The following is a 17,488-nucleotide window of genomic DNA, read 5'->3' on the forward strand; positions in this document are numbered from 1 at the left end:
CGATTTTAAAAATGCTCGGACGCAAGAAAAAGGACAGGGAAGGCAAAGAGAAGAAAGGGATCGTGTGCCCGAAATGCGGGTGTGCCGATCTTCGGTACGCGGACGGGCGGCCGTGGAACGTCTTGAAGACGGTGCCGGGGGCGAACTCGATCAGGCGGCGGAGGGTGTGCCGAAACTGCGGGAAATACGTCTGGACGCGCGAAGTTATCGAGGAATAGGGGCGGAGTCTAGCGCAAAAAAACAAAAAAAATGGCCCAAACGGTATATATGTAGACCATTTTGGGGTGCGGACGCGGAAAATGCACACAAGGAGCTGGATTTTTATAAAATAGTTTTGGCTCAGTACAAGTGAATAACGGGTTTTGCCTGCGGTCGGCCAACTGCAGGCGAACGCAAGAACAGATAAGGCGGCATTTGGGTGCCCAAACACCCGAGTGCCGCCTTTTTTGTTGCCCGCAGATAAGGATCAAGAGTTGGAGAATCATGGCGGTAAGCTACCAGGCAATAATCGACAAGATCGACCAGGCGATACTCGACGGCGTTGACGGGCCGGTGAAGTTTTCACTCAGCGGCCGCAGCTTTGAATACAACAGCCTGGACGAGCTGCTCAACGCCCGCGCGAAGTACGCCAGGCTCAACGCCGGCAAGAAACGCCCGGGCGGTGTACGCATCGCCAAGACCGTGGTGGGGGGATATTAAAAACGTGCGGATACCTTTTCTGAACAATCGAAAGAAAAAGGGCAAGCGGGCCCCCGGCCGCAAAGATATGGAGCGGCAGGTCCGCCAGGCCGTGCAGCGGTATTACGAGGTGGCAGCCAGCAACGCACAGACGATCAAATCCTTTGGCACCGCCCAGGCGGGCGACCCCAACGACTGGCTCAGCGACGATGTGCAGACGCTGAGGGCACGCGCGAGCTACGAGATCCGCCACAACGGTTATGCAAAGGGCATGACGCGGACGCGGGCGAACGACCTGATCGGGACGAGGCCGAGACTGCAGTTTCGCAGCGGCAACGCCAAATTCGACGAGGCGGTCGAGCGTGAATGGGCACTGTGGGCGGGCACGAGTGACAACCCAGTGTGGGGAGTCGGCTATTGCGACGCCGAGGGCACCAAGTCGCTGAGCGATATATTAAAAATTGCCTGCGCACGCCACCAGGACGACAGCGGCGACGGCTACATCATAATGACACGCGAGAGGCGAGGACCGGGCAACTGGCGGCAGCGAGGCGACCGGGGCGTGCGGCTGCGTCTGAGGCTGGTCCATCCGGATCGGATAATGACGCCCTGGGGAGTCGACGACGACAGCGTAAAGGACGGCATCGAGTACGACGCGAACGGCCGACCCGCCTATTACTACGTGATGAAGGAACACCCCAACTCCGCGACGGCGGATCTGGTGGGCAAGTACGAAAAGATCCCGGCAAAGTACGTGCTGCACTATTTCGAATTCGAATACGCCGACCAGGCGCACGGCGAGCCGAGAATCACGCCGTCTCTGTGGACGTGGAACAAGATGCGGAGGTACACCGAGGCTGTGGTGGGCTCTGCGGAGCTGGCGGCGTGCCTGGCGGGGATCATCACCGGCGATTCCGACCCGGACGACGACGAGGTGCTCGATTGGGACACAGTGGAGATCGTCAAGAACGCACTGATGACCGTGCCCGGAGGCGGCGACATCCACCAGTTCAAGGCCGAGCAGCCCACAGGCACATACAAGGAGTTCAAGGCCGAGCTGCTCAATGAGGCGGCAAGGCCGTCGAACATGCCCTACAACGTCGCTGCGGGCAATTCCAGCGGCTACAACTACTCATCGGGGAGGCTCGACAAGCAGGAATATCAGAAGGACACCGCCAACGAACGCCACGGCGTGGAGACGAGGATCCTGGCTGCGATCGCCGCCGAATGGCTCCGCGAGGCGATGCTGATACCCGGATTTCTGCCTTCCGCCCCGCCGGAGGTGCTGCGTAACGCACGCGGCGGCTGGTACTGGGACGGTGTGGGCCACGTGGATCCGCAAAAAGAGGCGAACGCGCAGGAAACCCGCCTGCACAGGAGCAAGGTGTCAAACTTCGCGGACGAATGCGCCAAGGACGGCAAGGACTGGCAGCAGGTGATGATCCAGCGGGCGAAGGAAAAGGAATTTGCCGAGAGTCTCGGGCTCAATTACGAGCAGGCGGCGGTCGCGGATATGCCGCCGCAGAATGGCAATGATGACCAGGACGATGATGACGAGGACGAAGACGATGAGCAATAAAAATCGCAAGAAACGCCGGAGCAAGGGACGCAAGCGGGTGATCGAGCAGCTCCGCAGCGAGAACGCACAGCTCAAGAATACTCCGGACGACGAGAAGCTCGCCGAGGAGATGCAGCAGCGGAACCTGACCACGCGGCAGTTTTCGGTTCGAGCGCAGACACTGGACGAGAAGGAACGGACGGTCGAGGCGGTGATCGCCACCGAGGAGCGGGTAGTGGTGCTGGACTGGCGTCGGTGGGAGCCGATCGAGGAGATACTGCGGATGGACGGGGTGGTTCTGCCCGACAGCCGGCAGGTGCCGATGTTCGACACTCACATGCGTTGGGGCGGCACGGCGTCGGTAATGGGCAGCACACGCGACATACACGTAGAGGGCGGCAAGCTGGTCGGGACGAATCACTTTTCGAGCAGGCAGGCCAGCGAAGAGGCGTGGACGCTCGTCAGAGAGGGACATCTGACGGACAACAGCATCGGATACCGGGTGCTGGATTACGAAAAGATCGAGCCGGGCGAGACCGCGACCATCGGCGGCAGAAAATACACCGCATCGCCGAAGATGGCGCTTCGCGTGGCGACCGAGTGGGAGGTGATCGAAAACAGCATCTGCCCGATCGGAGCGGACCGCACCGCCAAGAATCGCGGTGATCAACATACAGAGCAGGACAGGAAGCCAAATCAAAAACAAAACCAAAACCATTTTCAAGTTCACAAAAAGCAGGAGAAACGAACCATGAAGTTCAATGAATGGCTGAAAGAGAGAGGGTTCGACCCGGAAACGATCAGCGAAGAGCAGCGAGCCAGCCTCGAAGAGCTCTACAAAGCTGAGCAGAGCCGGAGCGAACCGGAAACGGAACCGAAGACGAAGACGAAGAAAAAGACCGAGCCCGAGCAAGGCAGCCGGTCGGCAGGCGAGGACCCCGCGGCCATGCGCGAGGCGATCAAGGCCGAGATGGAGGCGGTTCGCGAACAAGAGCGCGCCGAGCGTGCCAGGGTCGACGAGCAGATCAGAAAGCTCGGCGAAGAGGTCGGCATCGAGCAGTCGCTGATAGACGATGCGATCCACGGCGGCAAGACCGTCGAGGGCGCACAGCGGTATTTTCTCGAAAAGATCCGCAGCGACCGACCGGAGGTAGGATCCGCACCGGCGATCATCAGCCGCGACAACACGGTCAACCGCGAGGTGATCGAGGATGCGATGCTGCTGCGTGCCGGGTACGAAGATCAGGTGGTCGAAGACAGCAACGGCGAAAAGCGTGCCGACAAGGCCGATCGCTTCCGCGATATGTCGGTGCTGGAGATCGCTCGTCAGTCGCTTCGCATGGCCGGTCAGCCGGTGCCCTACGGTACCGAAGAGGTCATTCGGGCGGCGTTCGAGATGGACATGCGGGGATTCTCGAATTACTCGCTTTCGACGATGCTCGGCAACGTCGCCAACAAGTCGCTGCTCCGCGGCTACGAGCTGGTCAAAAAGACCTGGCAGGCGTGGTGCACGACCGGCAGCGTGAGCGACTTCAAAGAAGTCACGAGAAATCGCTTCACCCTCCAGGACGGCTTCCAGGAGGTCAAGAACGGCGGCAGGATCGATCACACCACCGCGACCGAAGAGGCCGAGAAGTACAGCATCACGACCTACGCGCAGATGTTCGCGATTACCCGAAACGACATCATCAACGACGACCTGAATCAGTTCACGAAGGTCCCGATGCACATGGGTCGAGACGCCGGTCTGCTCGCGGGCAAGCTGGTCTACGCAATTCTCACCGGCAACCCGAAGATGGGCGACGGCAAGAGCCTGTTCGTCAGCGGCCACAGCAACCTCAACACCTCGACCGGCCTGACGATGGACAACCTCAAGAGCTCGATCACGACTTTTGAGAAGCAGACGGACAAGGGCAGCAGAAACATCCGCCTGAGCCCGAAGTACATCATCGTGCCGTCGGCACTGTACTGGACGGCCAAGGAGCTGCTGCAGTCGACGCTGATCGTCGCCACCGGCAGCACCGACGCGGTCAAGGGCAACAAGAACGTGGTCGCGGGCGAGGTCGAGCCGATCAAGGAACCGATCCTCAACGACGACTCGGCCACCACCTGGTATCTGGCGGCGGATCCGAGCGAGGCCGACACCGTAGAGGTCGCTTACCTCAACGGCAAGCAGACGCCTACGGTCGAAAAGTTCCCGATGACGCCGGACGTGCTGGGCGTGCAGTATCGGGCGTATCTCGACGTCGGTGCCAAGGCTCTCGACTGGCGGACGCTTCAGAAGAACACCGCGTAAACCGGTTAGCAAGATAACGCTGCGGCGGGCGGGCTGATGCTCGACCCGCGGCGGCCTTGTTTTGAGCGGATAAAACAAATTGCAAATCAGATTTTGATGGAGAATAAAAATGGAACTCGAATCGATTTTTAAACTAGGTTACGGCCGGCTCGACTACACCGCCGGCGGCGACGGCGCCACCAGCGGCCAGGTCGTGCAGGTAGCGGGCAAGGCCGGTGTCGTGACGCGTGATCTCGACGACAGCGAGGCCGGTTACGCGGACGTTGAAGGCATATTCCAGATACGTGCGGCGGCCGTAGTCGGCAATGCAGGCGACAACGCCTGGTGGGACGAAGACGGCGACCCCTACGGCGACAGCGACAACGCCGGTAAAGGCGCACTGACCACGATCGCCAGCGACGGCGATTTCTGGGTGGGCACGCTCGTCGAGGACCTTGCGGCCACAGACGGCGAGGTAAAAGTAGCTCTCAACGTCGAAACGCCCGGTCTGCCCGCGTGGACAGGCAAGACGCACGAGACCAAGGACGACGACTACACCGTCGACGCACAGGACAACGGCAAGGTGCTGCACATCGCCACCGACGCCAAGACGTTCACGCTGCCGGCGACATCCGCGGGCTTTGAGATCACGTTCGTCAACGACGGCGCTGATGCCGTCGTCGAGCTGACGGTGAGCCCGAACGCCAACGACAAGATCACCGGAGTCGACCTGGCGGGCGCAGACAACAAGGATATCGTCAACACCAAGGCGACCGCCGAACACGGCGACTTTATCACCCTGGTGGGCAACGGCGGCGACGGCTGGTACATCAAGGCGATCCGCGGCACCTGGGCACTCGAGACCTAGCAGATAGCCTCACAATAAACACACCTCGATCAGCCGGGCGGTCTTTCATGCCGGGCCGTCCGGCAGTCTTGATCGGGGTGGGAACCGAAGGCGGAGTTTACAGACGAAAAAGGAAAGGGCAAAACGATGCAGGACTCTCATTCAAATTTTCATTTTGACAAAACGCCGACCAAACACAAGCTCGCCGCCAATATCGCGGTGGCGATGCTGCTTTACGTGATCATTCTGCTGGCGATCGCCGCGGGCGGCTGCACGGACGACAAATTCGTCCATCAGACGTTCGACGAGGCGGGCAACCTCACCAGCCTGACGGAGATCACGCACTTCACCGCCGGCGGCAAGGAATACAAGGGTCTTCGCGGCCAGGCGCCCAACGGCTGGCTGATCGAGCTGGAGGGAAGCGCCAGCCAGGAAGTGGAGATCGAGACGTTTACCGCAAAGCTCATCGAATGGATGCAGGCGCAGTCAAAATGAGCCGACAGATCAGCTACATACCGCCGATAGTCGAGCTGCTCGACAACGGCAACATAAGACTGTCGCGTGGATGGCGTGTCCGCGCGGGCGACTGGAGTTTTATCGCAAGACAAGGATTCGTCAGCGACGGCAACTCCGTGCCCTGGCTGTTCCGCGGGCTCGTCCCCAAGTTCGGCCGAAACACGGTTGCAGGTATCGCCCATGACTGGCTGTATTACAGCGGTGAGATGATCAACAGCAGTGGACGTGCTGTCCAGATCAGCCAGAGACAGGCTGACATGATCAGGCTCGAATTGTGCCGGTGGTGCAGCGTGCCGTGGTGGCAGCGGCTGGTGAGCTATATCGGTCTGAGGATCGGCGGCTGGTACGCCTGGCGAAAGCACCGCAAACGAAGAGCAGGTGCCGAACGAAGAGCAGTTACCGGCCAGCGGAATCAAGCCTCTCAACCCGACAATGAAGATGGTGCCACGGGGGCCGGTCGAATTGTAAAAGAGCCAGCGGCAGGGCCGAGCCCCCGCACCAAATCGCAGGAGGATTTGTAGGCGATGAGCGACTTTGAGACACTGGTAAAGGATGCGGAGGCGAAGGCAATGACCAAGGTCGGCGGCGAGATCACCGCCACGCCGGCGGGCGGCGATGCGATCACGATCAGCTCGGCGATAGTCGGACCCGCAGACAAGGTCAGAAGCTACGACCAGCAGGGCAACCAGACGGTCGAACGCAGGAGCGTAACGATACTGCGAAGCGAATGGAACTCGCCCGCGATCGACGACACGCTGACCATCGAGGGGGCGAGCTGGCGGATCGACGACATCGACGAGCAGGACTTTTCAATCACGACCGTCACCGCGGTCAAGACGACCGACAACGCCCGACACAGCGACGGCCACTTCGTGAGGGCGGAGACGTAAAGTAAAGTTATTTTCAAAACAGAAACGAAAAATGGAGATCATGGCAGAATGCCCGACAACGAACATCAACCGGATTGCCCTCACCACGGCGAGATCAACGCGGAGATCCGAAATTTGAAGGCAAGCGACGCCAGGCAGTGGGACGTTTTGGAACGTGTGCAGAACCGGCTGCCGGTCTGGGCGACGACTTGGATCGGCGTGCTCATGGCCATCGCCGGGGCGCTGGGGACGGCGCTGCTGACATGATGAGTCCGCCGAAAACCACGCAGGAAAAACGGCTGGCCGAAGAGATCAAACGGCTCAGCAGGTGGCGGGATGAGCTGAACGAACACATTACGACGCTGGAGATGCGACTGGCGTTGCAGATAAACGAAAGAGAACACAGGCAGAACGGAGAGCAGCAGATATGACCGGAACCGAATGGAAAGAACTCAGGGCACTTACGAGCGAGGCCGACACCGGCCCGGCCGTCGATGCGATCGACTGGGATACGATGCTGGCGACCGGCAGGGTTAAGCCCGGGCACGTAAACGCATACAAGTCCGGCGGGCTGTGGTTTTTCCGCGCGTACGGCAAGGGCAGCACCGGCGATACGATCCGAATGGCGGTGTGGGCGGCAAGACAGGAAGGCGGCGACTTCGCTTTGGTGTTCGTGGCAAAGTTCACGCTGGGAGCGACGCCCGTACCAGGCATGAGCGGCTACTACTTCGCCGAGGCGGTCACGATCGAATACCAGCCGTGGCCGCGTGATGTGGTCGCTGAAAACGGCGAGCACTACGTCATGGGCACGGGAGCCACCGCAAACGCGGGTGTCGCCACCGTCGCCGTCGATTCGCTGGAAGCGGCACGCCTGATCGGGTTTATGGAAAGCGTCAGCGGAGCCACCGAGTGGGCGGCGGAATTCGCACAGGCAGTAGTATAAGAAGGGAAATAACCATGACCCAAGAAGAACTCGAACAACAAACACAGTCTTTACGCGACAGGCTTGATGCGGCTACTGATCCAGTGGAGATCAACATACTTAACAAGCTGATACCTGTTAATGAGGACCCGAACGTATACGGCTTTTATACCGATGTCGAGATCGACGGCCTGCTGCGACTTCGCAACGACTACCTGAATGAGCAGGGCCAGGCATTGTTTGATGAGCTGCTCGAAAACCCGACGATCTATCAGCCTGAAGACATCATAACTGAGATTATCGCCGAAGTGCGGTACAGGCTGACTGGTGCGAGGATTCGCGAATGATAGAACTGCTGCCAATCACGGTATTTGATACGGTCGGCGACACGTCCGATTGGACGAAAGGTGCTGGCTGGTCTGAAACCGCCGGCGGAGAATTCAAGGCCGTTGGCGATGACTCCACCGTCGGCTCCGGCGTAGCGTACATCACAATGCCAATCATTGCAGGCAGAACGTATGCGCTGACTTTTACGGTGTCATCCGTCAGCGTAGGTGCCGACGTAACGCTTGACATTGGACTGGGCGGCGGTACGCCGGTCAGTGTTGTGCCGGAACTTAACGAAGGACCCTCGCCCAAAGAGTACACCTGCTCTGTCACTGCCGGTGCGGGCAACAGCTATTTGAGTATGGAGTTGTTGAGCTCCAGCGGGCCTTTGGAGTCGACTGAGTACGTTCAGCTCTCCGCACTCTCCCTGCAAGTTGCCGACATGACCGGCGAGACTCCCTCAGAGCCCGATGCGGTGTATGTCGGTGCCAAAGGCGATGCTTCCGTCCCCGATGGCGATGGCGGGACTGCTCCGGCTCCCTGCGGTGTGTACGTTTGGGATTCGGACACTGACCACGGCGGCGAGCAGCTTGGCTATTATAACGGCGAGCGGGTGTACATTTCGCAGGACACGCACCCTGACGGGGCGGGTGGTGATCCGGTGAAGTGGTATATATATTTCAAAAGTAGTTCAAGCCTGTATATAATTGGTACTGTTGTGACTGAGGCGGGTCAACCAACTGGAGGTTGGTACACAGACGCCCTTATCGCTGATGTATATATCCCATCAACGCAGTTAACCGGCACCCTGCAAGTCTCCCGCTACAACCAGCTTGCCAAATCCACACGGCAGGTGGGGATAAAGACAGACGGCGTGAGCGGCTATGCTGTATGTGCTCAGGCAGGCAGTTGGCTCAACCAGCACAAGGACGGCAAGTTTGCGGTGGGGATAAGCACTAAGGGTTTAAGTGTATCCGCTAATTACGAGCGATACGTGTCTTCGGAGACGGCGGAATCAGTGGGGATACAGGTATTTGAAACAAATGATGGCGATGCAAACTTCTATTGGTTTTCCGACGGAAATGTCAGCAATGCCAAGTTTCAGTTTGATCGTCCGTATAACTCTGACTATTGGCATGGCTTTTGCGACGGAGCTATAGCGTATCCCTCTAACATAGCCTTAGCTGGCCCTCTGGAGGACATGGCCGCTGGCATATATATAGGCTCCACGCCTGCCTTAACAAAGGAGTCTAGGGTCAGAGCCGCATCCATCCACCTGCTCGACCTCGATGCCTGCACAATTACAGAGGCATGGCGTAACGATGTTGCGGCGATATTGGAGCGGTACAAGACCCAGCCACACACAGCGGCGGCAAAGCTGGTTGAGTATGACTCTAATATAGAGGGCATATACTACGCCTTCAACGAGACGGCAAGTCCCGCAGGCACGTACATGCACGCATACGACATACAGACGCAGACTGCACTTGAGACTGGCGGGTATGTGACTATGGTGAGTGAGGATGGGGTGAGGGCGGTTAGTTTGGGTGCCGACCCGTTCGGACGCGGGCGATATAATCTCTCTTTGCCACTGCCGCCGGTACGAGGGAGGTATGACGCGTGATCCTCACACGACCGACAATTACATACATGCTCGACGGCACTACGCTGACCGCGGCGGTGACCAGCAGCTACGATGTGCAGATGTACGTCAAGAGCGACGCCGACGCCGACTGGACGGATGCGGGGCTCGTCACCGGGCCCAGCGATGCCGACGAGCTGGTGATCGCCGACCTCGATGCGTCCAGGGTCTACGCAGCACTGGGCGTGGCCAGAAGCGACAGTCTCGCCGCGATCTCCGCACCCACCGCCGCAAAGATATTCCGCCCGGTCGCAACAGAGACCGAGGTGACCGCGACCGGGGCGTTCGGCAAGGCCGCCGCCGCCCTGCGAGATATGATCGCGGCAAGCTCCACCTTCCAAAACGACATCGGAGCCGTCGGCACCGACGAAGAAAAACAGGCTCAGGCAAAACAGTATATTCACATCGCGCTGTACGACCCGGACACCGAGTTCGAGCGTCCGTTCGTTCTGATCAGCCCGACAGACAGCGACAGATCCGAGCTCTATGCCGAGGCAGCGTACGCGGGCAGCGGGCAGCTAAAGGTCGAGTTCGAGCGGTCGATACCGACAGCGTACCAGGCCGCCGAGCAGACCGCCAACGCCGAGCTGGACTTTCACAACTTCGTCGACGGCGTGATAGACGACTGCCAAAAACTCTCCAGCGAGCCCGGCTATCTGCTCACGCGAGAATGGAACCGGATAATGCAGCCGGCACGCTACGCACATGACATCGAGGCGTATTTGACCGCGTTCCACGTGCTGTGGGGCCTGACCGATTAAAAAACGTTACAAAACGAATTGAAAGGACGATAAAAAATGTCATACACAATGCACACACTGGCAGGTGTTAAATACGACACCACGCTGATCAAGGGCATCACCGCCCAGACGTTTTCGCAGCAGCTCGTCGAGCTGCTCGAGGGCGGCAACGGCAGCGTCGACAACGGATTTTCCGCAGTGGCGGGCGCAGATCCGCAGTTGACATTTACCACCACCGCCATCAAGACCGCCCTGGCCACGCTGGGCGATATCGACGGCAAGGCGATCGCCGCCAGCAATTTTGTCATGTGGTTCCAGGCGGTAACGAACGGCGGCACACGCGAAGGCGCAACCAGCCATATCAAGGGCACCGCGGTGCAGGGTTTGATAATACCGCAGACGCTCACCCTGCCGCATCGAGGCAAGGCGACGCTGCAGTATCTGTGCATCTTCGTCAGCTCCGACGGATCCACCGCCCCGATCGCGTTCACCGGTTCGCAGTCACTGGACACCGGCGAGGGAGCCGCCGACGAGCTGTACACGCTGGGCGCATGCGAGATCAACGGCACAGCCGTCGAGGCCGTGCAGCAGGCGGTGATCGACTTCGGCATCACGCCCTGGACCGAAGGCGGCAGCGGCGACAAGTACCGCAGCTTCGCGGCCATCGGCACCCGCCAGCCGACCATCACGCTGGAAACCAGCCAGATCGGCAACATCACCTCCGACAACTGGGGCATACTCGGCGCCGCCCAGGACGAGACCGAGGGCTCCGAGAGCGTGATCAACGCGGCGGCACTGACCAACGGCGGTACGCTGGCGGGCACCAACGTATCGTTCACGGTCAACCGCGGGCGGATCCAGCTCGAACCGATCTCCGGCAGCTCCGGTCAGCGGCTGGGCACCAGCATCAAAATAACGCCGATCTACGACGGCAGCAACGACGTGATCGCCGTCGGCGGGCTGGCGTAATTGTTTAAAATAAAAAGCAGCTAAAACGGCAAAACGAAAAAGGGAAAAAGGGAAAAAGGGAAAACGATGGGACAGTTTTTATATTTTATCGCGGCGGGCGAAAAGGCAGACACGCTCTGCTCGCGACTGCGTTCGATGGCCGAGCAGGGTATCGAGATCACCAGGCGAAAATGCAAAGGGCCCGAAGGCAAAGACGGCAGCATACACACCGCCGAACCGGCCAAACGAGCGATGTACCTTGAGAACGAGCAGACGTGGATGCCCAGCGCGTGCGGCGAATTCCATGTCGGCTACTACGACGACGACCCGCCAGGGCCCGCCGACATCCAGCGGCCGGACGCGATCGGCGGCCATCCGGTCGAGATGTGCGGACAAAAATGGCTCGTGCCCGCGATACGTTTGATCGACGGAGGGTCGGCACTGCCGCAGGCGATGACGTTCGAGAACGGCCGGGTGATCGCCGAGCCGATACCGAGATACGCCGAGCTGAGCAGCCGCGTGGAAAAATTCTTCGACGAGTTCGTCGCCGCCCACTCGCCCGACAGCGACGGCGTCGTGGGCACCTGGGCGGACCCGATGGGCTCGCTTGAGCTGATAGCGGACGCGATGAGCCTGAACTATTACATCGGAGTAAACGAGCTTGCCGTGCTCAGAGCGGTGACGACGCACTCGATGAAAGAGGCGATGATGGCGATGATCGACTGGCCGACCGTCAAGAAAGCGGCGGAGGCGGAGGCTAAAAAAAAACGCACCGACGAAAACTGCGATACTGCCGATGGCGTGCCGGGCTGATACCCGGCTACCTGCCGACGTTCGCGGATGTGTACTGGTTTAACTGCGAGATGGGCTGATAAAAAATGATCGTAATGGAACTTGAAATGCGGGGCTCGCTGGAGGGCAAGAAGATGCGGTTCAAGTCCGCCACCAAGGCCGCCCTCAAGACGGTGGTCAAGAGCTGGCACAAACAGGCCCTGCCAAAACATTTCAAGTCCGGCGCAAAGCGGCGGTACGACTACGACGCCCGGCACCCGCGTTACGCACGCTACAAACGCAGAAAGGGCCTGCCGCCGTTGGTGTTCTCGGGCCGGTCGAAAAAACAGCTCACGCGAACGATCAAGGTCGTCGACTCCGGCGGCGTGGTGAAAGGAAAATTCGTCACCGACAACCGCGTGCGATACTTCTGGATGACACCGCCGGGCCATCCGAAAAAGGGCGAAGAACTGATCGCCACCAGCAAAAGCGAACAGCGGGACATGGCCGCGGCGATCACGGAGATGATCGAGGACGACCTGGAAAAAGTCAACGACAAAAAGGTGTACAAATAATGGCTGGAAAAATAGATTTCAAAATCTCGGCGGATCCCGACAAGGCCCAGGCGGACATGGCCAAGGTCATCAACAAGCAGGACAAGATGATCGAAAAGCTCAAGTCCCAGAACAAACAGACCAAACGCACCAGCAAATCCACCAAGGGGCTGACCAGGTCGATTATGGAGATAGGCGGAGGGTTCGCAGCCGGGCAGTTTGCGCTGGATAAATTTAAATCAGGGGTGGAGTTACTAAAAAACGAATATGACGATCTTATCCGCAAACAAGACGAAGCCGCAAAAGCACATATGACGGTTGCCGAATCTGCTATCGATGCGATTCGCGGTTCAATGGGTTTCGCAGATCCGCAGGCGGCGGACAAGATGATCAGCGACATCTACGCGGAGGCGGCTAAGGCCCCCAACCTTTCCAGGCGGCAGGCGGTTGGAGCTTACGAGGTTTGGACAGGTGCTGATCCGACGTTCACAAAAGAAGAGGCTTTGCAGGCGGTCAAATTCTCATCGGGCACTACTGCGGGTGCTCGCGATAATACGGTCAAACTGGCCGGTCAACTTCAGCTTCTGCTCGGCGGCGACGTAGGGGACAATTTCGATCTTGCCCAGTTTCTCAGCGAGCAGGCGGGCGAATACGATGAGCAGTTACCCGCCGCCATGCAGGGTATATTTAAAAGCGTCAAAATGGGTGCCGACCCCGAAGATATGATAGCCAGGTTAACGACCGTCGTACAGCAGAAACAGAAACCACGGGCGCTATCAACATTTGCAAATTTAATGGCGCAAGTGGATAACAAGGCCCGCATCGAACGCAAACCAGGGCAGAAGCTGACCGAAGAACAAATACTGCAAAATCAGCTTCTGGACATGAGCGTGCCCGAGAGGATGGCATGGGCCGACCAAGCCAGCAAAGATGAGCTCGTAAAAGCTTTCGGCCCGACAGTTGCGACCGTCGCTCCGATGTTCGGACCAGGCGTCGGCGAACGCGGGCGAGCGGCATTAGATAAGGCCCGGGAGGAAGACTACTATGTCCGGACATTCCAAAACATGAAAAAAAGCGAATACGGCAGTCAGGTCCTCGCCGATCAGATTGGGCAGGCGGCCGCCGAAGACATTAAGCTGGTGGACAAACGTGCTGCAGCCGCAGGGCAGGCGCGTAAAACATTCGAAAACGTTTTACGAAATACCCCGGGGATTGGCTATACTGAAAAAGAAATAGCTCAAAAACTCCTGGAAATAGAAAGCACGATGGGCGATAGGCCCATTGAGCCGTTTATACAGCAAGCCGAACTGATTAGAAGCCGCGTTTCTGATCCGACACTCGAAAAGAAACTGCCCGGTGGAACCGTGCCTGGTGTTTATTACACTAAGGAAGTTCCTAATCCCGCCTACAACCCGGAATCAGAGAAGCGATGGGAAGACGTTCTGCGATCTCTTGAAATGCAGCAACAGGCGTATCGGGAGCAAATGGAAATACAAAAGCAGCAGCTCGAAGAGACTAAAAGCCTCAAGGAAGAGACCAAAAAGCTCAACCAGAACATGGAAAACAGCAATCAAGGCGTGCCGGTGGGCGGGTCGATGGGAGGGCTGGATTAAACAATGAGCACGATCGGAACCATCACATTTTTGAGGATGACAGGCCCGCAGCTTCCCTCGCTGTCGACGGTGGTCGTTCCGTTCCAGCGGCCCGGCGTCGCCGGTGCGGGTTTTCGCAAGGAAGCCGCTAAGGCCGACGACTACGTCCTGGAGACCGTCCAGGCGGTCGGCTCGCAGGTATCGGCAAACCAGGCGGCCAACGCCTACGCCGCCTACAAGGGTCAGCTCGTCACCGTAGTCGACGACACCGGCAAGACGACCAACGCGGTGATGGTGCTCGATGCACGCGTGACGCGGGTCGCCCGCGTGGCCACCAGCATACCGGCGGGCACGGAGTACCTGGTCTACGGCAGGTGGTCTCTCAAGCCCACGGCATAGCGGGTGGTAAAAAAAAGGAATAGCGATAAACGATGGCACAGAAGAGTTATCAAAACAAACAGATACACGTCTGGATGAAGTCTCGCTGGCACGCCCAGTGGATCGCCCGCCCGGACATCGAGCCGTTGAGCAGCGAGCAGACGGTCGCCCCGAAGGTGGGCACCGCCGAGCTGAAGATCCGATACGGCGAGGGCTTTTTCGCGCACGGTCAGTCCCTGCTCAGCGGCGACTACGCAGCCAGCCACGGCGATCAGTACGTGCAGATCATCGCCGCCGACGACGCCTACGGCACCAACCGCCAAATATGGTTCACCGGCGTGATCCCCGCCGAGCAGTTCGACATCCTCGGCGAGAGCGGCGGCGTAAAGACCGCCGACCAGACCGTCAAGGCGTACTCGCTGGAATATCTGCTCGACACCCGCATGGAGAGCGGGCGGATCGAGACCGGCGGCGGCATCGCGGGCCCCGGCAGCGACCCCGTCGAGCTTGGCTATCTGCCCACGTTCAACCAGCTCGCCGTCTCGGGCGAGATGATCGGCAACCGCAGCGACAAAAAGTACGAATTCACCAGCGACGTCGAGACTTATAAAACGTACATCTTCAACGCCGCCCAGGACGACAAGTGGAGCCACTACGATGTGCTCGAATACATCGTCGGCCATTTTCAAAAGTCGCCCGGGCCGCGGATCCGCCTGTGGATGCCCGCGGCGATCAAGGAGATGCTGGCGGGCATGTACTCGATGATGGATCTTTCGTCGCTGAGCCTCCGCCAGGCGGTCAACGCGATCGTCAACCGCAGCCGCGGTCTGTGCTGGTACATCTACACCGACCTCGACGCCAACGCCTGGCTGGTGGTTCGATCGATGATCGACGAGTCGATCGAGATATCCGGCGTCACCATCCCCGGCCACGCCCTCGACGACCGCAAGAACCTCGACCTGTGGCGGCAGCAGGAAAACACCCGCGTCTCGCTCACGCTCGACCAGAGCCAGCGGTACGACCGCATCACCGTACGAGGCGCGCCGATACGCGTGTGCGGAACGTGGAACGCTGTGCGAGATGATATTGTAAAGGGCTGGCCATTCGCCGTGGAACAGGCATACGAGGATGCGGCCAAAAACACCGACGGCTACGCAGAGCTCGACGAAAAGGCAAAGGCCGAGCTCAACGACAAATTCAGGTCCGAAGACAAGTTTGCCGACGTTTTCACCAAATTCATCGTACCCAATACCTGGGACTGGACGCTCGGCGGCTACAACGCAAATCCCAAATGGATCCCGACGCTCGAGCCCGCCCCGCATATCGAGCCCGCGCAGAACGCCCCCTACTGGAACGCGAACAAGCGGTTTCACGACATGCTGCCGTTCAAAGAAGGAGTCGATTATTCGCAGGATCCGCCCGTCGACAACAACCCCGCCGGCACGATCGCCGAATACCGAAAACCGTTCGCGATTTGCGACCAGGGCGGCGGCGGTGTCTACGCCGACAAAATGAAGGTACCTGCCCAGGTGCGATCGCTGCCGAACCAGCTCGGATTCGAAGTCAAAACAAATCCCCAGTACCTCATGGCACGCGACAATTTTTCGCTGGCCGAACCGGGTCTCTGGGACAGCGACCTGGACACACACGGCACGAACTGGCAATGGATGACGATTACCGCCATGATCAGCACCGACCAGCGGTTCGAGGTCACCGACACGCTCACCGGAGCGACCGCCGAGAACCCGCGTACGCTTATCATCGAGGTCGATGACGCGGAATACTGGTGGATAGTTCCCGGCACCTATGTCGGCGTTGATGCCGATGGTGCTCCGGTCGAATACAACGGCAACTCCACGTTCCGCGACGACACGCAGCGGCTGATCGACGTATTGATGGCGGCAAAGGCGTGGTACGGCCGCAAGCGGCTCAAGGTCGAGATCCGCAACGATGTGCTGCAGCCGCAGGCACGCATCGCCCAGATGCTCGAACACGTCGACATCACCACCGACCACGACGCACCCGGCAGCGTGGTCACATCGATCAAGACCGACTACCGGTCCAGCAGGGTGCACTACCGCACCGACCACGTCGAGCTGGATTTCGAAAACATCCTGCAGCTCGGCGGCCGGTCCGGCTCGACACACCTGCCGAACCTCAAGGTGACCGCCCGCCGCATCAACGACATCGACAAACGGCTCGCCGCGACCAAGGCCGACATCGACAAACGCCCGGTACGCCAGAGCCCCCCGCCACCGCCGCCCGCCGGTGCGCCCGTACGCCGGGCGAAGGTCACCGAGGCAGCGGGCACCGGCGCCACGATCACCGCCAACCTCTACGACCTCGAAGGCAATGAGATAACCACCGGCACCGGCAGCGGAATCACCGTAAACTGCTCGCTGATCGGCGGAACCGATCTAAGCGACGTATCGCCCACGCTGGAGGCGGGCAGCATCATCTTCGTGGCACAACTCAAAAACGATACCGGCGACGCGACCTGGTACTGCGTTGACCTCTTCGGCGAAGGCGGAGGCGGAGGCGATACCACCACATGGGCGGAGGTTACTACTCAGCTCGATTACACCACGCCTCAGACCGCGTTGGGCGTTAAGCTGCTGGACAGCAGCGGCACGGCACAGGACCCGGAGATCACCATTGACAAAGTAACCAACGAGCCCGGCACGGTGCAAGATTTGCGCAACTGGATGCCGTGGTTTGTTGTCGGTCAAGCGGTGGAACTGGTCAAGCCGTCGGGCGAATCCGACTGGCATATTCCGGCGTTGATGTATGTCGGAAACAGCTCGCCTCGCACAATTGCGTGCGTAGACGAAACGGATGGTAAAATAGGCGTTGTTTGGCCGATGGTATAGG

The 17,488-nt window shown here is 59.3% G+C and carries 21 protein-coding genes; 20 read left to right on the forward strand and 1 reads right to left on the reverse strand.

Features of this window, described 5'->3' with window-relative positions:
* The first annotated feature begins 11 nt into the window (after nt 1-11).
* From STSP2_RS15225 to STSP2_RS15310, 19 genes are all read left to right on the forward strand, one after another.
* Nucleotides 12-218 (forward strand): NrdR family transcriptional regulator, encoded by a 207-nt coding sequence (locus STSP2_RS15225; protein ID WP_146663587.1) that lies wholly within the window; start codon nt 12-14, stop codon nt 216-218.
* Nucleotides 219-483: 265 nt separating this feature from the next.
* Complete coding sequence (locus tag STSP2_RS15230) at nt 484-699, forward strand: hypothetical protein (protein WP_146663588.1); 216 nt, start codon at nt 484-486, stop codon at nt 697-699.
* 4 nt (nt 700-703) lie between these two features.
* On the forward strand, nt 704-2,257 hold the full coding sequence (locus tag STSP2_RS15235) for a phage portal protein (RefSeq protein WP_146663589.1): 1,554 nt from the start codon (nt 704-706) through the stop codon (nt 2,255-2,257).
* A complete protein-coding gene (locus STSP2_RS15240; RefSeq protein WP_169853264.1) occupies nt 2,247-4,532 on the forward strand; it encodes a phage major capsid protein in 2,286 nt (761 codons plus the stop codon). The genes STSP2_RS15235 and STSP2_RS15240 overlap by 11 nt, the downstream gene beginning before the upstream one ends.
* Nucleotides 4,533-4,641: 109 nt before the next feature.
* A complete protein-coding gene (locus STSP2_RS15245; RefSeq protein WP_146663591.1) occupies nt 4,642-5,379 on the forward strand; it encodes a capsid cement protein in 738 nt (245 codons plus the stop codon).
* 126 nt (nt 5,380-5,505) lie between these two features.
* Nucleotides 5,506-5,853 carry a hypothetical protein gene (locus STSP2_RS15250; protein WP_146663592.1) on the forward strand — a complete coding sequence of 116 codons (348 nt, stop codon included), beginning with the start codon at nt 5,506-5,508 and terminating at the stop codon, nt 5,851-5,853.
* Nucleotides 5,850-6,395 (forward strand): DUF1353 domain-containing protein, encoded by a 546-nt coding sequence (locus STSP2_RS15255; RefSeq protein WP_146664095.1) that lies wholly within the window; start codon nt 5,850-5,852, stop codon nt 6,393-6,395. The genes STSP2_RS15250 and STSP2_RS15255 overlap by 4 nt, the downstream gene beginning before the upstream one ends.
* A 3-nt stretch (nt 6,396-6,398) precedes the next feature.
* Nucleotides 6,399-6,764, forward strand: coding sequence for a hypothetical protein (locus STSP2_RS15260; protein WP_146663593.1), 366 nt, complete (start codon nt 6,399-6,401; stop codon nt 6,762-6,764).
* 48 nt (nt 6,765-6,812) lie between these two features.
* A complete protein-coding gene (locus STSP2_RS15265) occupies nt 6,813-7,010 on the forward strand; it encodes a hypothetical protein (RefSeq protein WP_146663594.1) in 198 nt (65 codons plus the stop codon).
* Nucleotides 7,007-7,174 carry a hypothetical protein gene (locus STSP2_RS17395; protein WP_169853265.1) on the forward strand — a complete coding sequence of 56 codons (168 nt, stop codon included), beginning with the start codon at nt 7,007-7,009 and terminating at the stop codon, nt 7,172-7,174. Before STSP2_RS15265 ends, STSP2_RS17395 begins: the two co-directional genes overlap by 4 nt.
* Nucleotides 7,171-7,686 carry a hypothetical protein gene (locus STSP2_RS15270; protein WP_146663595.1) on the forward strand — a complete coding sequence of 172 codons (516 nt, stop codon included), beginning with the start codon at nt 7,171-7,173 and terminating at the stop codon, nt 7,684-7,686. The genes STSP2_RS17395 and STSP2_RS15270 overlap by 4 nt, the downstream gene beginning before the upstream one ends.
* A gap of 14 nt (nt 7,687-7,700) precedes the next feature.
* Complete coding sequence (locus STSP2_RS15275) at nt 7,701-8,012, forward strand: hypothetical protein (protein WP_146663596.1); 312 nt, start codon at nt 7,701-7,703, stop codon at nt 8,010-8,012.
* Nucleotides 8,009-9,616: a hypothetical protein gene (locus tag STSP2_RS15280; protein WP_146663597.1), complete on the forward strand. Its 1,608-nt coding sequence runs from the start codon at nt 8,009-8,011 to the stop codon at nt 9,614-9,616. Before STSP2_RS15275 ends, STSP2_RS15280 begins: the two co-directional genes overlap by 4 nt.
* The gene (locus tag STSP2_RS15285; RefSeq protein WP_146663598.1) at nt 9,613-10,395 is read left to right on the forward strand and encodes a hypothetical protein; all 783 of its coding nucleotides are present in this window, start codon (nt 9,613-9,615) and stop codon (nt 10,393-10,395) included. The genes STSP2_RS15280 and STSP2_RS15285 overlap by 4 nt, the downstream gene beginning before the upstream one ends.
* Before the next feature lie 36 nt (nt 10,396-10,431).
* Nucleotides 10,432-11,343 (forward strand): hypothetical protein, encoded by a 912-nt coding sequence (locus tag STSP2_RS15290; RefSeq protein WP_169853266.1) that lies wholly within the window; start codon nt 10,432-10,434, stop codon nt 11,341-11,343.
* A gap of 66 nt (nt 11,344-11,409) precedes the next feature.
* A complete protein-coding gene (locus STSP2_RS15295) occupies nt 11,410-12,135 on the forward strand; it encodes a hypothetical protein (RefSeq protein WP_146663600.1) in 726 nt (241 codons plus the stop codon).
* Nucleotides 12,136-12,200: 65 nt separating this feature from the next.
* Nucleotides 12,201-12,668 (forward strand): hypothetical protein, encoded by a 468-nt coding sequence (locus STSP2_RS15300; protein WP_169853267.1) that lies wholly within the window; start codon nt 12,201-12,203, stop codon nt 12,666-12,668.
* Nucleotides 12,668-14,260 carry a hypothetical protein gene (locus STSP2_RS15305; protein WP_146663602.1) on the forward strand — a complete coding sequence of 531 codons (1,593 nt, stop codon included), beginning with the start codon at nt 12,668-12,670 and terminating at the stop codon, nt 14,258-14,260. The genes STSP2_RS15300 and STSP2_RS15305 overlap by 1 nt, the downstream gene beginning before the upstream one ends.
* Nucleotides 14,261-14,263: 3 nt before the next feature.
* On the forward strand, nt 14,264-14,638 hold the full coding sequence (locus STSP2_RS15310; protein ID WP_146663603.1) for a hypothetical protein: 375 nt from the start codon (nt 14,264-14,266) through the stop codon (nt 14,636-14,638).
* Here the strand turns inward: STSP2_RS15310 and STSP2_RS15315 are convergent.
* A complete protein-coding gene (locus STSP2_RS15315) occupies nt 14,605-15,300 on the reverse strand; it encodes a hypothetical protein (protein WP_146663604.1) in 696 nt (231 codons plus the stop codon). The two genes, STSP2_RS15310 and STSP2_RS15315, sit on opposite strands and share 34 nt — an antisense overlap.
* Before the next feature lie 69 nt (nt 15,301-15,369).
* On the opposite strand from STSP2_RS15315, the gene STSP2_RS15320 reads away from it, so the two are divergent.
* Complete coding sequence (locus STSP2_RS15320) at nt 15,370-17,487, forward strand: hypothetical protein (protein WP_146663605.1); 2,118 nt, start codon at nt 15,370-15,372, stop codon at nt 17,485-17,487.
* The last annotated feature ends 1 nt before the right edge of the window (nt 17,488 follow it).

It is taken from the genome of Anaerohalosphaera lusitana (genome assembly GCF_002007645.1).
Classification (GTDB): domain Bacteria; phylum Planctomycetota; class Phycisphaerae; order Sedimentisphaerales; family Anaerohalosphaeraceae; genus Anaerohalosphaera; species Anaerohalosphaera lusitana.